The sequence below is a fragment of the Nakamurella endophytica genome (genome assembly GCF_014646215.1).
Classification (GTDB): Bacteria; Actinomycetota; Actinomycetes; order Mycobacteriales; family Nakamurellaceae; genus Nakamurella; species Nakamurella endophytica.
Window position 1 is genome coordinate 469,590 of the sequence record NZ_BMNA01000003.1, and the last position, 15,751, is coordinate 485,340.

General features: G+C 73.1%; 17 protein-coding genes and 1 riboswitch. Of the genes, 6 read left to right on the forward strand and 11 right to left on the reverse strand.

The genetic code is table 11. From position 1 onward, the window contains the following. Positions 1-3: 3 nt before the first annotated feature. The gene (locus IEY37_RS09330) at positions 4-1,185 is read right to left on the reverse strand and encodes a M20 metallopeptidase family protein (RefSeq protein ID WP_188941252.1); all 1,182 of its coding nucleotides are present in this window, start codon (positions 1,183-1,185) and stop codon (positions 4-6) included. Then, entirely contained in the window at positions 1,182-2,324 is a 1,143-nt protein-coding gene (locus tag IEY37_RS09335) for an amidohydrolase family protein (RefSeq protein WP_188941253.1), read from the reverse strand. The genes IEY37_RS09330 and IEY37_RS09335 overlap by 4 nt, the downstream gene beginning before the upstream one ends. Positions 2,325-2,594: 270 nt before the next feature. On the opposite strand from IEY37_RS09335, the gene IEY37_RS09340 reads away from it, so the two are divergent. From IEY37_RS09340 to IEY37_RS09355, 4 genes are all read left to right on the forward strand, one after another. After that, positions 2,595-3,734, forward strand: a complete 1,140-nt coding sequence (locus IEY37_RS09340; protein WP_188941254.1) for an LLM class flavin-dependent oxidoreductase — start codon at positions 2,595-2,597, stop codon at positions 3,732-3,734. Then, positions 3,731-4,348: an FMN reductase gene (locus IEY37_RS09345; protein ID WP_188941255.1), complete on the forward strand. Its 618-nt coding sequence runs from the start codon at positions 3,731-3,733 to the stop codon at positions 4,346-4,348. The genes IEY37_RS09340 and IEY37_RS09345 overlap by 4 nt, the downstream gene beginning before the upstream one ends. A gap of 221 nt (positions 4,349-4,569) precedes the next feature. Further along, positions 4,570-4,644: riboswitch (cyclic di-GMP riboswitch) on the forward strand. 18 nt (positions 4,645-4,662) lie between these two features. Further along, complete coding sequence (locus IEY37_RS09350) at positions 4,663-5,046, forward strand: hypothetical protein (protein ID WP_188941256.1); 384 nt, start codon at positions 4,663-4,665, stop codon at positions 5,044-5,046. A gap of 155 nt (positions 5,047-5,201) precedes the next feature. Beyond that, a complete protein-coding gene (locus IEY37_RS09355; RefSeq protein WP_188941257.1) occupies positions 5,202-6,737 on the forward strand; it encodes a signal peptidase I in 1,536 nt (511 codons plus the stop codon). Positions 6,738-6,759: 22 nt separating this feature from the next. Here the strand turns inward: IEY37_RS09355 and IEY37_RS09360 are convergent, their stop codons facing one another. Then, positions 6,760-7,428 carry a response regulator transcription factor gene (locus tag IEY37_RS09360; protein ID WP_188941258.1) on the reverse strand — a complete coding sequence of 223 codons (669 nt, stop codon included), beginning with the start codon at positions 7,426-7,428 and terminating at the stop codon, positions 6,760-6,762. A gap of 166 nt (positions 7,429-7,594) precedes the next feature. On the opposite strand from IEY37_RS09360, the gene IEY37_RS09365 reads away from it, so the two are divergent. Further along, complete coding sequence (locus IEY37_RS09365) at positions 7,595-7,867, forward strand: GlsB/YeaQ/YmgE family stress response membrane protein (protein WP_188941516.1); 273 nt, start codon at positions 7,595-7,597, stop codon at positions 7,865-7,867. Positions 7,868-7,982: 115 nt separating this feature from the next. On the opposite strand, the gene IEY37_RS09370 is transcribed toward IEY37_RS09365, so the two are convergent. From IEY37_RS09370 to IEY37_RS09385, 4 genes are all read right to left on the reverse strand, one after another. Next, a complete protein-coding gene (locus IEY37_RS09370) occupies positions 7,983-8,402 on the reverse strand; it encodes a DUF1772 domain-containing protein (RefSeq protein WP_188941259.1) in 420 nt (139 codons plus the stop codon). Positions 8,403-8,415: 13 nt separating this feature from the next. Continuing rightward, positions 8,416-10,233 (reverse strand): potassium channel family protein, encoded by a 1,818-nt coding sequence (locus IEY37_RS09375; protein WP_188941260.1) that lies wholly within the window; start codon positions 10,231-10,233, stop codon positions 8,416-8,418. A gap of 15 nt (positions 10,234-10,248) precedes the next feature. Beyond that, positions 10,249-10,635, reverse strand: a complete 387-nt coding sequence (locus tag IEY37_RS09380; RefSeq protein WP_188941261.1) for a DUF6394 family protein — start codon at positions 10,633-10,635, stop codon at positions 10,249-10,251. 103 nt (positions 10,636-10,738) lie between these two features. Continuing rightward, positions 10,739-11,164 carry a ChaB family protein gene (locus IEY37_RS09385; RefSeq protein WP_188941262.1) on the reverse strand — a complete coding sequence of 142 codons (426 nt, stop codon included), beginning with the start codon at positions 11,162-11,164 and terminating at the stop codon, positions 10,739-10,741. 291 nt (positions 11,165-11,455) lie between these two features. On the opposite strand from IEY37_RS09385, the gene IEY37_RS09390 reads away from it, so the two are divergent. Further along, positions 11,456-11,935 carry a hypothetical protein gene (locus IEY37_RS09390; RefSeq protein ID WP_188941263.1) on the forward strand — a complete coding sequence of 160 codons (480 nt, stop codon included), beginning with the start codon at positions 11,456-11,458 and terminating at the stop codon, positions 11,933-11,935. Between the two features lie 16 nt (positions 11,936-11,951). Here IEY37_RS09390 and IEY37_RS09395 read toward each other — a convergent pair whose 3' ends face one another. Genes IEY37_RS09395 through IEY37_RS09410 form a run of 4 tightly spaced genes read right to left on the reverse strand, consistent with a single transcriptional unit; the run spans position 11,952 to position 15,746 of the window. Continuing rightward, positions 11,952-12,965, reverse strand: a complete 1,014-nt coding sequence (locus IEY37_RS09395) for a Gfo/Idh/MocA family protein (protein WP_188941264.1) — start codon at positions 12,963-12,965, stop codon at positions 11,952-11,954. Further along, the gene (locus IEY37_RS09400) at positions 12,962-13,966 is read right to left on the reverse strand and encodes a Gfo/Idh/MocA family protein (protein WP_188941265.1); all 1,005 of its coding nucleotides are present in this window, start codon (positions 13,964-13,966) and stop codon (positions 12,962-12,964) included. The genes IEY37_RS09395 and IEY37_RS09400 overlap by 4 nt, the downstream gene beginning before the upstream one ends. Then, positions 13,963-14,787 carry a carbohydrate ABC transporter permease gene (locus IEY37_RS09405; RefSeq protein ID WP_188941266.1) on the reverse strand — a complete coding sequence of 275 codons (825 nt, stop codon included), beginning with the start codon at positions 14,785-14,787 and terminating at the stop codon, positions 13,963-13,965. The genes IEY37_RS09400 and IEY37_RS09405 overlap by 4 nt, the downstream gene beginning before the upstream one ends. Then, on the reverse strand, positions 14,784-15,746 hold the full coding sequence (locus IEY37_RS09410; RefSeq protein ID WP_229674223.1) for a carbohydrate ABC transporter permease: 963 nt from the start codon (positions 15,744-15,746) through the stop codon (positions 14,784-14,786). The genes IEY37_RS09405 and IEY37_RS09410 overlap by 4 nt, the downstream gene beginning before the upstream one ends. Positions 15,747-15,751 lie beyond the last annotated feature (5 nt).

Genomic DNA, 15,751 nt, shown 5'->3' on the forward strand with positions numbered 1-15,751 from the left:
CTCCTAGGTCGTGAGGACGGTGCCGACGATGCCGAAGTACGCCGCCAACAGCATGCGGGCGACCTGCTCCACGTCGCCGTCCGGCGGGGCGAAGCGGGGGTGGTGCAGGCCGGGGGACCCGGGATGGCCGTCGCCGGTGCCGGCGAAGACCATCAGCGACGGGAAGGCGGACGCGTAGTGGCTGAAATCGTCTGCGCCGCACGACCGCACCGGCCGCGCCGCCGCGAAACCGTCGGACGTCAAGGCGTGTTCGACCGCAGCCGCCAGCACCTCGTCGTTGTGCAACACGGGTTCGCCGCGGTCCACCACGGTCGACGCGACGCAGCCGTGGGCCAGCGCGACACCGGTCGCGACCTCCTGGAGCATCCGGTGCAGCGCGACACGGTCGTCCTGGGTGAACGTGCGGATCGTCCCGTACAGCGAAACCGATGCCGGTATCTGGTTGTCCGAGTCGCCACCGGCGATCTTCCCGATGGTCACCACGGAGGGGTGCATGGGGTCGATGCGCCGGGCGACGAGGTGCTGGATCGCCTGGATGACCCCGGCCACCGCGACCACCGGGTCCCGGGACAGGTGCGGGTAGGCGCCGTGGGCGGGCTCGCCCTCGACGACGATCCGGAAGTTGTCGGCCGCCGCGTTGATGGCGCCGCCGGCGGCCGACACCGACCCCTGGGCGAGCAAGGGCTGCAGGTGCACCGCGACCATCGCCCGGATGTCGTTGGACAGGAAGTCCGGGTCCTGCACGAAGTCCAGGGCGCCGGAGGGGATGGTCTCCTCGCGCGGCTGGAACGCGGCCACCGCGGCGATCGGCAGCTCGAGCCCGTTGAAGGCGCGGGTGACGGCCACCAGCGCGGCGGTGTGCACGTCGTGGCCGCACAGGTGGGCGACGCCCGGTCGGCCGGAACTCCACGGCAGCCCGGTGTCCTCGGTGATCGGCAGCGCGTCCAGCTCGGCACGCAGGCCGACCGCGCGGCCGGTCCCGGGTCCCACCCGCAACCACAACCCGCCGGCCAGGTCCCGTCCACCGCCGAGCGCCTCGGCGACCGCGGCCGCGGTGGCCGCCTCGTCGCCGCCGACCCGCGGGTCGTGGTGGATCCGGTGCCGCAGCTCCACCGCCGCCGGCAGCTCGCGGGACAGCCGGGCCAGCGCCTCGTCACGGAGCAGGACCAGGTCCGCGGTCCTCACCGAGAGCCAGTCGACGCGGCCTGGAGCCGGTACAGCCGGACGGCGTTGCCGGCGCCGATGTCCGCGGCGATCCGCTCCGCGTGGTCCGCGGTCAGCCAGTCGTCGGCGATCCACTCGTCCAGCAGCCGCCCGGTCTCCCGCCGCCAGGCCAGCGCGCTGACCAGGTACTCCTCGGAGATCGCGTGCGCGTCGGAGGAGTAGAGGACCTTGCTGAACGGCGCGATCTCCATCACCTGCCGGACGACGGTGCCGGCGCTGGGACCGAGGAAGTGCGTCACCGAACCGACGTCGCAGTAGACGTGCGGGAACACCTGGGACAGCACCGCGGCCTCGCGGACGAACGGGTAGCAGTGCAGCAGCGTGAAGCTCGCGCCCGAGTCGACGGTGGCGGCGAAGAACCGGGTGGCGCGGGACGGATCCGCCCGGAACAGCTCGATGTCGCTGTCGCCGTACCCGGCGTGGAACTGGATCGGCTTGCCGAACGGGATGGCGGCCCAGATCAGGAAGTGCAGCAGCACCGGGTCCTCGAGGCGGTACCGGCCGGAGGCCTCGCAGCCGGCGAGCCAGCGCCCGGCCGCTTCGGTGACCTGCGTGGCGGTCGGCGGGTCCGGCCGGATGTCCAGGCCGTAGCGGTAGGCGATGATCGACTTCCAGCCGACGGCGCCGGCCGCGTCCGCCTCCTGCAGCGCGGCCCGCACGTCGTCGGCGAAGGACGCGGCCGTGGCCGTCCGGGCGACGGTCTCGGCGACGTGCTCGAGCCGGACGATCTCGTCGGCCGGTATGCCGAGGCCGTCCTCCATCTCGCGCGGGGACAGCAGCGGGGACATCAGCGAGCCGCTGTCGATGAGCAGTCGCCCGGTACCGGTCGCGGCCATCAGCCGCCGATCGACCGTCTCCCGGCCCAGCTCGGCCCGCCGGTCCAGGTAGGACTCCACGCCGGCGTGCCGGGGCAGGTCCAGCAGCGGCGCGCAGAACCTCTGGATGCCGAGCCCGAACGGGGAGTCCAGGGTCTCCGTGCCGTCCGGCGTGAGCCGGTCCGACTCCGTGGCGAGCACGCGGAACTCGTCGGGGGACGGATCCGTCCGCAACAGACCGTGGCAGTGGTGGTCGACGAGGGCGACGTCGTCTGTGCTGCTCATGCAAGCTCCTGGCGGCCGGGACAAGCGTTCTGCCGGGGTCATGGTGACCCGCCACCATGACGTCCTTGTTACAGGTTCACACCGTGACGGCGACAACGACACAAAAGTTACAGCAGCACCGGGCCGCTGCGGAAGGGTCGGCTGCCGGTCGTTCCGCACGGCGGGACGGTTTTCATGCGGGGGAATGGATCCGCGGCCGCCGTGGTTCAGGGCAGTGGTTGACAGATCAACCACCGGCCCGCCGGGCCGGGCGAGGCAGAGGAGCGAGCCATGCAGTTCGGGGTCTTCACCGTCGGCGACGTGACGACCGACCCGACCACCGGCCGGACGCCGACCGAGGCCGAGCGGATCAAGGCGATGGTCACCATCGCGCAGAAGGCCGAGGAGGTGGGGCTGGACGTCTTCGCGACCGGCGAGCACCACAACCCGCCGTTCGTGCCGTCCTCGCCGACCACCATGCTCGGCTACGTCGCGGCCAGGACCGAGCGCCTCATCCTGTCCACGTCCACCACGCTGATCACCACGAACGACCCGGTGAAGATCGCCGAGGACTTCGCGATGCTGCAGCACCTGGCGGACGGTCGGGTCGACCTGATGATGGGCCGGGGCAACACCGGGCCGGTCTACCCGTGGTTCGGCAAGGACATCACCAAGGGCATCGAGCTGGCTGTCGAGAACTACGACCTGCTGCGCCGGCTGTGGCGCGAGGACGTGGTGGACTGGAAGGGCCGCTTCCGTACCCCGTTGCGCGGCTTCACCTCGACCCCGCGGCCGCTGGACGGGGTCCCGCCGTTCGTGTGGCACGGATCCATCCGCAGTCCCGAGATCGCCGAGCAGGCCGCCTACTACGGCGACGGCTTCTTCGCCAACCACATCTTCTGGCCGCGCGAGCACTTCCGGCGGCTGATCGAGCTGTACCGGACCCGGTTCGAGCACTACGGGCACGGCAGCGCCGACCAGGCCGTCGTCGGGCTGGGCGGTCAGGTATTCCTGCACCGCAACTCGCAGGAGGCGGTGCGCCGGTTCCGCCCCTACTTCGACAACGCCCCGGTGTACGGCCACGGACCGTCGCTCGAGGACTTCACCGAGATGACGCCGCTGACGGTCGGCAGCCCGGCCGAGGCGATCGACAAGACGATGGGGTTCCGCGAGTACTTCGGTGACTACCAGCGCCAGCTGTTCCTCGTCGACCACGCCGGCCTGCCGCTGAAGACGGTGCTGGAGCAGCTGGACCTGCTCGGCGAGGAGGTCGTGCCGACCCTGCGCAAGGAGTTCGACGCGCTGCGCCCGGCGCACGTGCCGGAGGCGCCGACGCATCGGAGCCTGGTGGCCGCGGCCCGTGCCGCCGGCGAGGCCCGTGCCGCCATCGAGGTTCCCGTTGCGGAGCCGGACGCGGTGGTGGCCCGATGACCGCCCGCCGCATCGCCGTGGTCTCCGGCGGCCTCGGGCAGCCGTCGGGCAGCCGGTTGCTGGCCGACCGGCTGGCCGGCGCCACCCGCGACCACCTACTGGAGCGCGGCGTCGACGCGGCGGTCGACGTCGTCGAGCTGCGCGAGCTCGCCCGTGACCTCGCCGATCACCTGGTGACGGGCTTCCCGTCGCCCGCGCTCGCCGCGGCGCTGCGCACGGTGGCCGACGCGGACGGGCTCATCGCGGTGTCGCCGGTCTTCAGCGCCTCCTACAGCGGATTGTTCAAGACGTTCTTCGACGTCCTGGACCGGGACGCCCTCACCGACCTGCCCACGCTGGTGGCGGCCACCGGAGGTTCGGCGCGGCACTCGCTGGTCACCGAGCACGCCCTCCGGCCGCTGCTGACCTACCTCAAGGCCGTGGTGGTCCCGACCGCGGTCTTCGCCGCCACGGACGACTTCGGCGCCGACGACGCCGATGTCGCCCTGGGTAGCCGGATCGAGCGGGCGGCACGCCAACTGGCCGAGTTGGTCTCGGCCGGCTCCCGCACCGTGCCCGACGACCCGTTCGACGCGCCGGTCGACTTCGAGCGGCTGCTGGGCCGGCTGGGCTGACCGAACGCGCCCACCGCCCCGCCCCGGACGAGCACCGGGGCGGGGCGGCGGCGTCGCGCGCTCGTGACCCTGTGCAAGGACCAGACCCCGGGCCGGTGATCCGGCGTCCGGAACGGTGATCCCGACGCCGACTGCGCCGCACGGGTGACGGTGGTGCCTACGGTCGTACCCACAACCGGTTGGCAGTCCCGGTGACGGCGTCCGCGTCGCACCGGTCCGACATTCGTCAAAGGCAAACCCGGCGCGAGCCGGGGACGCAAAGTCACGGGACCCTCGCGGTCGGCCGGGCTACCGAACAGAGAGCGAACGCCTCCATGCGCACCTCCAGCAAGATCGCCGTCGCCGCCGCCTTCGTGGGTCTGGCCGTCGCCGGCGGCGCCGCCTTCACCGGCGCCGGCCTGTCCAGCACCGCCCCCGCCAGCCAGTTCATCGGCGGCACCGTGTCGCAGACCGTGACCGGCGCGACGCTGACCAGTGTCGCCTACCAGTTCACCGACACCAGCAACACCGCCATCGACCAGGCCACCCTCACCTTCGCCCCGGGGGCGGGCGGCAAGGCCGTGGCGATCGTCTTCGCGGGTAGCGGTGCCACCGCGTTCACCTGCGCGCCGATCGACGCAGGGACCAACACCTCGGTCTGCGACGCCACCTCTGACCCGGCGACCGGTGTCACCGGCGCCAGCATCACCGTCAGCTGACGGGCGCGGACCTGACAGGGGTGTGGTGCCGGCGCGGGACGCCGGCACCGCACCCGCCCGGCCGGACGTCCTGCACTGCAGGGACCGTCACCGCGTCGGGCTGGAGAACGTCGTAGCCGGGGGAGATGCCGATGCGCAGGGCGGGACGAGCCCTCGTGGCACTGCTGGCCGCCGCGGCCGTGGTGGTCGCCGTGCTGCTCGTCTCCGGCCGGTGGACCGCCGTGGTCACCTCCGGCGTGAGCATGGAACCGCTGTACCACCAGGGCGATCTGGTGCTCGTCCAGCACCAGAGCGGTTACCGGCCCGGTGACATCGTCGCCTACCGGGCGTCCGGCGCCCGAGCCCTGGTGCTGCACCGCATCATCGGTGGCGACCCGGTCGCCGGCTGGACGATGAAGGGCGACAACAACCAGTCGGTGGACCCCTTCCACCCCGGCACGGCCGACGTGGCCGGCCGGGCGGTGCTGCACCTGCCCGGCGTCGGCCGCTGGCTGCGCACCCTGACCAACCCCTTCGTGCTGGCCTTCGCGGCCGTGCTGGTGCCGCTGCTCGGCGGCGCGGGCATCCGCCGCGGCCGCCGGTCGGCCCGACGCAGGAGGAGATCGGCGATGAGCCACCACCTCGACCAGGGCGCGCCGCGCCGCCGGCCGGTCGCGCTCACGGCGCTGCCCCGACCGCTGCAGGCCGTGCTGGCGGCCGTCGGGGTCGTCGTCGCCGCCGGACTGGCGCTGGGCGGCTACGCCTTTTTCGTCCCCGCCACCGCTCCGGCCGCGGACCCCTCGACGCACCGCTCGCTGACGGTGGGCTACAGCGCCACGGTGCCGCGCACCGCCGCCTACGACGGCACCACGGTGACCGCGCCGGAGCCGGTGTTCCGCAGGATCACCGACGACGTGACGCTGCAGCTGGCCTACACCGGGCCGGCCGGCACGCTGCGGGTCGACGTCGGCCTGGCCACCGACAACGGCTGGCACACCACGCTGCGGCTGGCCGGTCCCGCGCGGACCGCCGGCACCGGCGACACCGTGGAGATCCCGGTCGACCTCGCCGGGTGGCAGGACCGCGCCCAGGCGGCCGCCGCCGCGATCGGCATCCCGGCGGGGACGGTGGACGTCACGCTGTCCCCGCGCGTCGAGGTACCCGGCGCCGCCGCCTTCGCCCCCTCGATGCCGTTCCGGCTGACCGCGCTGCAGTTCGCGCCGGCCGGGGAGGCCGCGTCCACCGCCACCGACGTGCAGCCCGGCGCGGTGACCACCGTGCCGCGCACCGTCGACCTGGCCGTGCTGCGTCCCACCGTCGACCAGGCCAGGCTGATCGCCGTGCTGGTCGTGGTGGCCGGCGCGGTCGCCGCCGCGGGCTGCGCCGCGCTCGCCGGCCGGGTGACCGCCGCGGACCCGGCCCAGGTGATCCGCCGCCGCTGGTCCCGCCTGCTGGCGGAGGTGTCGCCGATGGCGGCCCCGGCCGACCGGCACACCGTCGACGTGACGGAGTTCCCGACGATCGCCGCACTGGCGCAGCGGTACGGCCTGATGGTGCTGCACTGGAGCCGCAGCGGGGTGCACACCTACCTGTTGATCGACGACACCACCGTCTACCGGTACCGGTGCGGCCAGGACCCGGCGGCCGGTCCGCTCGACACCGACCTGCCGCTGGCCGACCGCCCCGAGCTCGCGCCGCTCGGGGACGGCTGACCGCGCCGCCGGGGCGGTCCGATCAGGGACCGCCGCGCCAGTGGTCGATGCGCCGGTGGTCCGGGGTGAACCCGTTGCCGACGCCCCACAGCACCGCCTGGGTGCGGCTGGTGACGCCGATCTTGCGGTAGATCGAGCGGATGTAGGACTTGACGGTGTTCGGGCTGAGGAAGGTCAGCGCCGCCACGTCCGCGTTGCTGCGGCCCTGGGTGATCAGGGCCAGGATCTCCGACTCGCGGTCCGTCAGCCCCTCGCCCCGACCGGGCCAGTTCAGCCCGCTGGCCACCCGGTTCTGCTTGGGCGGTTCGCTGATGACCTCCTGACCGGCGTGCACCTGCTCCAGCGCCGCGACCAGGTCGCGCGCCGGCAGGGTCTTGGACAGGTATCCCGAAGCACCCTGGCGTCGCGCCGACTCGATCAGGTCCGGGTGGAAGTTCCACGTGTAGACGACCACACGGCGCGCGGCAGGGTGTCGCACCAGCACGGCGATCTCGTCACCGTCGGCCTCGGCCTGCGCGAAGGAGTCGTACAGGACGATGTCGACCGCGTCGTGCAGCTCGGTGTTGGCGTCGATCTCGGCGACGACGATGCGGTCCCGGTACTGGTCGAACAGGTGGGCGACGCCGGTGAGGACCACGTCGTAGTCGTCGACGAGCGCCACGGTGATCGGCGCGGGACTACGAGTAGCCATGGCCCGACAGTAACCCCCGTAGGGGTGTGGTGCACCAGCCCTAGGGGTACAGAATGGAGCGAGAGGTCGGCATCCCGCCGGCCCCGACCACACCAGTCACCCGTGGGCCCGCCGCAACGCCCGCGACGTGGCTGGTCAGCCTCACCAAGGAGCGGACACCATGCACATCCTCGGACTCATCATCAGCCTGCTGATCATCGGCCTCATCGCCGGTGCGATCGCCCGGCTGCTCGTGCCGGGCAAGCAGAACCTCTCGATCACCGCGACGATCGTGATCGGGGTCATCGGATCGTTCGTCGGTGGCTTCCTCGGCTACCTGATCTTCCACAAGGATGCCAACGACGGCTTCTTCCAGCCCTCGGGCATCATCGGCTCGGTGATCGGGGCGGTCATCGTCCTGCTGCTCTGGATCCGGTTCGGGTCGCGCTCGCGCGTCTGACCCGGGCGGTGCCGGGCGGCGGCGGTGTCGGGAGCCGCGCCGCACCGGGAACGGACCAGCGGAACCGGCCGGCCCTCCGGGCCGGCCGGTTCTTTCGTTCCCGGGCCCGCCGGGGTCAGCCGGCGACGAGCCAGAGCGCCCAGGCCAGGTCGACGCTGGCCAGCAGGACCCGTACGGCGTCCGCCCGGAGCAGCCGGCGGTGGGCTTGCGGGTCCCAGCCGCGGGCCAGCCGGCGGTGCTCCGGCACCGCCGCGAAGGCGGTGACCGCGAGCACCGCGACGAGCAGCAGGCCGGCGACCACGCCGGGCCAGCGCCCCCGCCCGTCGGGCGCCAGGAGCCACCAGAGCGCGGTGCCGCCCCACGCGGCGAACAGCACGGCGACCAGCGGGGTGATCCGGCGCTGGTGGGCGGCGGCGTACCGGGCCGCCACGTCCGGACCCACCAGCGCGAACTGCGGGTAGAGCACCAGGTGCACCGTCCACTGGAAGCCGGCGTAGGCCGCGGCCGCCGCCAGGTGGACCGCGGCCGGCGTCACCGCGTCACCGGCGTCACCGGCGGCCGGCGGGCTGTCCCGCCAGCCGCCGGCCGATCCATCCCGACGGCACGTGCCGGCCGTGTACGACGTACTCGACCAGCGAGTCGTCGGACAGCAGGGCCTCGAAGGCTCGCCGGTCGGCGGGGCGTCCGGCCATCAGGAGCTGGTCCCCGGGGCGCAGCCGGAGGTCGGGGTCCGGGGTGACGGTCACCTCGTCACCTCGCCGCACCAGCAGCGCGACCACCCGCAGCGGCCGGTCGCGGTCCTCCGGACTGCGCAGCAGCTCGCCGAGCCGGGCGTCGCCGTCCTGCAGCCACCGGTGCAGTGCCGGCGCGGCCGCCGGGCTGAGGTCCGTGCGCCACAGCGGCGGCAGCGCCGTGCCGCAGTCGCGGGACAGTCGCTCGATCAACCGCCGCGCCCAGTCGTCCCCCTGCGCCGGCATCTCCTGCAGGAACCGCCACAGCAGCGGGGTGGACAGCTGCGCGTACACCTCGTGCGCGATGACCTCGGTCGGGACCAGCAACGAGTCGACGCCGAGGGCCGCGAACAGCGGCGCGCTCTCCGGCCGGTTCTGCCGGGCGGCCAGGAACAGGTCCGGGTTGCGGCGCCGGGCCGCCGACAGCAGCGACAGGTTGGTGACGTCGTTGCTCGTCCCCGCCACCAGACCGACCGCGGTGCCCAGGTCCGCGGCGGCCAGCACCGACTCCTCGGCGCCCGCCGTCCCGTCCTGGACGCCGGCCGGGAGACCGCCCGACCGGTCCGGGTTCCCGGTGGTCTCCACCACGGTGACCTCGAGTCCCTCCGCCTCCAGGTCCGCGGTCAGCTCGCGACCGAACCGGCCGTAGCCGCACATCACCCACCGGCCCTGCTGCGGCGGATCGGCGCGCGGCGGCAGCTCGGCGCCCGGTCCGGCCTCCAGCCAGGACAGCAGCTGGTAGGAGGCCGGGGCGCGCAAGGCCAACCGCAGGTGGTCGCCGAACCGGTCGAACGGGTTCACGACGGTCGGGCTGCCGAAGTCCCGCATGCGGGCGGCGGTGGTGCGCGACAGCGTGCGGGTGATCACGGCCAGCTCCGGCCGCAACAGCGCGGCCGTCATCGCGATGGCCAGGTTGGCCTCGTCGTCGTCGGTGAGGGCCAGCACGCCGGTGCAGTAGGGATGGTCCAGGCCGGCCAGCCCGAGGTGGTGCGGGTTCCGCGCGTCGGCCGCCAGGCCCGGGACGCCGACCCGGTAGGCGGCCAGGTCCAGCGCGTCGATGCGGTCCTGGGCCTTGTCCACCACGACGAGCTGCTGGCCGAGCGCGTCGAAGGACCGGCCGAGCAGCTCACCGGTCCGGCCGTAGCCGGCCAGCAGCAGGAACGGTTCGCGCAGCCGGGCGACCTGCCGGCTGAACCGCCGCCACGCCAGCGCCTGCCGGAAGGCGCGGTCCTGCAGCAGGGTCAGCAGCGCACCGATGGCGTAGGCCCAGCCGACCACGGTGAGGTAGATCGTCACGATCACCCAGAGCCGCTGCGCCGCGGTGAACGCCGCGGGCAGCTCCCCGAAGCCGATCGTGGTGGCGGTGTAGCTCATGAAGTAGAACGCGTCGAAGACGTCCATCGGTGCGGGCCGGCCGGCGGCGTCCTGGCCCGGCACCAGGGTGAGCCCCACGACGCTCACCGTGAAGATCGTGATCAGGGTGATCAGCGGGACCCGCATGCGCCGCATGAGCAGGAAGAACGTCGTGGACGTCGCCGAGTCCGGGGCGATCGAGGTGTGCCAGTTGCGCAGCCCGCGGGCGCGCTCGTCGCGGCCGAACAGCTGCTGCCAGAAGACCCGCAGCACGTGGCGCATGTTGCGGTCCCCGGGTCAGCTGCGGCGGAAGGACGCGGTCTCGACGACCAGCAGCACCACCGAGACCAGGTTGGCCAGCAGCGCGCCGCCGGAGAGCGAGACGACACTGGCCGTCGCGCCTTCCGTCAGGCCGGTGGCCGAGATCTTGGTGGCCCACGCCCAGACCACCGCGGCGCACACCAGCTGCAGGTCCGCCACCAGGCTGGTGGCCAGGTGCACCGCGCCGATCTGCGTCCGGTCGCCGAACTTGAGCACGGTGGTGATCAGGCTGACGACCACGGCGGCCAGCAGCTCGTACACGTTGTGCAGCGCGGAGTTCGAGATGTCGCCGATGAAGAACCCGAAGTTGAGCGTGGCGGCCAGCAGCACGAAGAAGCCGAAGATCACCTTCTCCAGGTTCACAGGCCCTCCCGCGCGCCACGGCCCGCCCGGACGCCGGCCGGCCCTCGGGTGCCGACGATAGGCGGTGCCGCCCGCCGGCGCGCCGCCGGACCGGGGATGGCGGCTACTTCTTCCGGGCCCGTGCCGACTCGCGGTTGTTCGCCCGCTGCAGCGCCTCGACCAGCTCGTCCTTGCTCATCCGGGACCGGCCGCTCACCCCCAGCCGGGTGGCCAGCTCGTACAGGTGCTTCTTCGACGCGTGCGCGTCCACGCCGCCCGCCGTCGGGGCGTCGGTGCCGAGGCCGCCCTCGGCGCGATCGTCGGACGGGCCGTACTCCTCCTTGGGCTCCCAGTGGTCGCCGACCTTCTCGTGGGTGTGCTTGACGGCCGCGAAGGCGACCCGGTGCGCGGCCTGCTCGTCGCCGTCGTAGGTCTCGATCGCCGAGTCGTAGGTCTTGGTGAACGTTGCCTGCGCCTTGGGGTCCGATCGCTGCAGCGTGCTGGGCAGCTCGTCCTGCTTGGGCTTGCCGCTCTTCGTCGTCTTGGGCATGTCCCACCTCCTGGCACCAGCGTGGTTCCCGGAGCGCCGGTCCTCAACCGGAGACGCCGGGGAACCTGCAACGAACGACCTCGCACCGTCCGTCCACCCGACATGACGTTGTCCCCTCGCGCCGGGGTTGCCGGCGCAGCGGCTCTCCTGAACGTCCTGCTGATCGTCGCAGGATGCACACCACCGGCCGCCGAGCCGGACGCGCGGCAGCAAACCACGTCCTGGCAGTCGCTCTCCGGAACGACCTCGTCGCGCCCCACAGCGGCGCCTACGACGGCTCGACCCGGCGCGATGGCGAGCGCGTCGACGTCGGCCGCAGCGCTCACGCCGTTCACGGTCGGCTCCACGGTCGGCTTCGCCATCCGGCCGAGCTTCGTGCCCCATTCCGAGCCGTCGGGCTCCGAGCTCCGCGGCTCACCCGTGGTGATCGGCACCGGACGCCCGGGAGCCACCGAGCTTCCTGCGCAGGACTTGTACCCCCGCGTGGCGGTCGTGCGGGCCAGGGCCGGCCGGGCGCTGTACGTCACGATCAACGGAAGCAGCAGCTGTCCGCAGGTGCCGGTGACCCTCGTCGCCACCGACTCGCACACCGTGGTGCTCAGCACGGCCTACCGCGATGGAGTGGACCCCGCTGCGACGCGTGCCCCGGTCAGTTGCAGCGCCGACGACGCAGCCACCACCTCCCGCGTCGACCTCCCCGATCAGGTCGACCTGCGGGGCCGGCTCACCGTCGTCGTGGACAGGCGGACGCTGGTCCTGCCGCCGGCCTGACCCGGGAGGAGCCGGGTCAGGACCCGCCGACCGGCACCGTCGTCCCGAGCTCCGCCGAGCGCTGGGCGGCGAGCACGATGCGCAGCGTGCGAAGCCCCGCGGCGCCGTCGGACCGCGGTCGGCGGCCGGTGCGGACGCAGTCGAGGAACTCGGCCAGCATCAGCCGATCCAGGTCGGGACCGTAGTCCTGCCAGCGCTCGTCGCCGGAGTAGACGGCGAGCCGCTCGCCGAACGGGTCGAACTCCACGGCCCCCCGCGAGCCCTCGACCCGCAGCGTCAGGCCGCCCCACGCCGGGTAGCCCGGCGGCACGCTCCAGCTGCAGTCCAGCACGGCGTGCGTGCCGTCGCCGTAGGTGATGGCGACCAGCCCGCCCGTCTCGACGTCGACCCGGTCGGCGTGCACGACCCGGTTGGTCCGCGCGTACACCTGCACGGCCGGTGCCGGCACCACCACGTCCAGGAGGTCGGCCAGGTGGACGACGTGGTCCATCAGCGCGCCGCCGCCGGCGAGTGCCGCGTCGCCGAACCAGCTGCGGTGGTCGATCGGCGCTCCGCCGTTGTTGGTGCCGGTCGCGGCGATCACCGTGCCGATCGCGCCGGCCCGTACCGACCGCGTCAGCGACGCGAAGGCCGGGTGGAAGCCGACCGGGTACGCCGTCATCAGCAGCACCCCCGCCGCGTCGCAGGCCGCGACGAGCGCCTCGGCGTCGGCGAGCGTGGTGGCCAAAGGCTTCTCGCAGAGCACGGCGGCTCCGGCGTGGGCCGCGGCCTCGACCCACGGCCGGTGCCGGGCGTTCTCGGTGCAGACCACGACGGCGTCCGGGCGCCGCGCCCAGAACTCCTCGGCGGACCCGGCGAGCTCGACACCCAGCGACTCGGCCATGGCGGCGCCGCGCAGCTCGCCGGCCGGTGCGGTGTCGGCGTCCGGGTCGAGGGCGAGCAGCGACACCCCGGGCCACTCCCGCAGCAGCGCGGCGTACCCCGCGGCGTGCACGTGCGCGAACGAGACCAGACCGACCCGCAGCGTCATCCCAGGAACCTCTTCACGTCCACGGCCTCGCCGCGCGCCGCCGACGCCGTCGCGGCCAGGGCCACGTCCAGCGCCGCGAGGCTGTCCGCCGCCGTCACCCGCGGGGTCGGACCGCCGCGGAAGGCGGCGAGGAACTCGGCCAGCTCGAACAGGTACGGCGAGAACGCCGGGTCGGCGTCGGGCAGCAGCGCGCCGCGGTGGTCGTCCACCTGGACCGTCTCCCACTGCACCGGATCCCGGCCGCGGGTGGTGTGCTCGATCAACCCGGCCGAGCCGGCCAGCGACAGCGACGTGGTGAACACCTGGTCCGGTCCGCCCCACCCGCCGGTGAGCTGGGACAGCGTCCCGTTCTCGTGGCCGAGCACGACGGAGGCGACCTGCTGGCTGCTGAAGTCGCCGCCGGCCACCGAGGCCCACACCGTCTCCACCTCGCCGGCGATCCAGCGCGCGTAGTCGATGTCGTGGATCATCTGGTCCACGATGACGCCGCCGGACAGGGCCGGGTCGGCGAACCACGGGGCGGCCGGCGCCGCCCCGCGCCGGGTCAGCCGGAGCACCGCGGGGCTCCCGATCCGACCCGCGTCGACCGCGGCCTTGGCCACCGCGTTCTGCGGGAAGTACCGCACCACCTGCCCGGGGTAGAGCTGGACGCCCGCCGCGGCGCAGCGCGAGATCATGTCGGCGGCCGCGTCGTGGGTGACGGCCAGCGGTTTCTCGCACACCACGTGCCGGCCGGCGGCCGCCGCGGCCGCGACCACCGCCGGGTGCTCGTAGGTCGGGACGCAGACGTCGACCACCTGCACCGCGGCCAGCAGGTCGTCCAGCGAGTCGACGGCCCGGCCGCCCACCGACGCGGCGACCTCGCCGGCCCGCCCGTCGATCGAGAACACCACGACGTCCAGACCCAACCGGTGCCAGGCGTCGACGTGCACCCGGGAGATGCCGCCGGCACCCACCACTCCCACGGCGGTGACCTCCGGACCCGATGGCGCCACGGTCATCCCTTCACCGCACCTTGCAGCATGCCGCTGATGAACTTGCGCTGGAACAGCAGGTAGACAACGAAGATCGGCAGGATCACGATCAACGTGCCGGCGCACAGCACCGGGATGTCGCTGGTGTACTGGCCGACGAAGAACCCGAGACCGGCCGGCGCCGTCCGGGTCGTCGGGTCCTGCAGCAGGATCAGCACCAGGAGGAACTGGTTCCACGACCACATGAAGAACAGCACGGCCATCGTCGAGACGGCCGGGCCGGCCAGCGGCAGCAGCACCCGGGTCAGCACCGTGAACGACCCGGCGCCGTCCAGCTGCGCCGCCTCGACCAGTTCCCGCGGGCTGGTGCGGAAGTGCGTGCGCATCCAGAAGACCCCGAACGGCAGGAACAGCGCCGACTCGGCGAGGACGACGCCCAGGTACGTGTCGGTGAGCCCGATGCTGCGCAGGTCGAAGTAGAGCGGCACCACGATGAGCTCGACCGGCAGCGTGAGGCCGAGCAGGAAGAGCCGGAAGAAGAATCCGCCGGCCGGCACCCGCAGCACGGCCAGGGCGTACCCGGCCAGCGTCGCCAGCACCACCGCCAGCGGCACCACGCAGATGCCGATGATCGCGCTGTTGATCAGCAGCCGGCCGAACGACGCCGCGGTCCACGCGCGCCGGAAGCTGTCCAGGCTCGGCGACGTCGGGATCGACAGGCCCGCGATCAGGGTGCCCGGCGCGTGCAGCGACGCCAGCAGGATGCTGGCGAACGGCACCAGGGTGACCACCGTCATCAGTGCGAGGAGCAGGTACCCGACGACGTTCTCGCCGCGCGTCGCCCTCATCGCCGGTCCTGCCCGCCGACCAGGGTGTTGATCACCAGCACCACCAGCAGGATCAGCACGGTCAAGCAGATGGCCAGGGCGGACGCCAGACCGACCTTGCCGTCGGTGAACGCCAGCCGGTACACCAGCAGGCCCGGCACCGTGGTGGTGTTGCCGGGGGCGCCGTTGGTGGTCACGTAGACGACGTCGAAACTGGCCAGCGCGGCGATGGTGGTGACGGTCAACGCCACGCCGATCTCGCCGCGCAGCGCCGGCAGGGTCACCGAGAAGAACTCCCGCACCGCGCCGGCACCGTCGATCCGGGCGGACTCGAACAGCGCGGTGTCGATCTTGGCCGCACCGGCCAGGAACAGCATGGTGGTGAGCCCGGTCAGCGTCCAGGTGCCGACCAGGCCCACGGCGACCAGCGCGAGATCGAAGTCGCCGAGCCAGGCCTGCGTCAGCGACCCGAGACCGACGGCACGCAGCAGCTGGTTCACCGCGCCGTCGTCGGCGTACATCCAGCGCCAGGTGATGCCGACCGCGACCAGCGGCACGATCTGCGGCAGGAAGAAGATCACCCGGAACGCGGACATGCCGCGCCGCCGGTGCCGGGACAGGATCGCGGTCAGCACCAGGCCGAGCAGGATCGGCAGCACGGCGAAGAACAGGATGAGCACCAGGGCGTGCAGCACGGACGACCGCAGCAGCGGTTCGGTGAACACCCGCCGGTAGTTGTCGAAGCCGACCCAGCTGGCCAGCGTGACGCCGTCCCAGGAGAACAGCGAGATCCAGAACGTGTGCAGCGCCGGCAGCAGGACGAACAGCCCGTACAGCAGCACCGCCGGGGCCAGGTACAGCAGGGCCGACCACTGCCGCCGGTGCAGGCCCGTCCGGCGGCGGGCCGCCGGAGCCGCCACCGACGCGACGCCCTCGTCGAGGACGGCGGCCTGCGCGGCTCCGGCGTTGCCCGTGGTCACCGGGC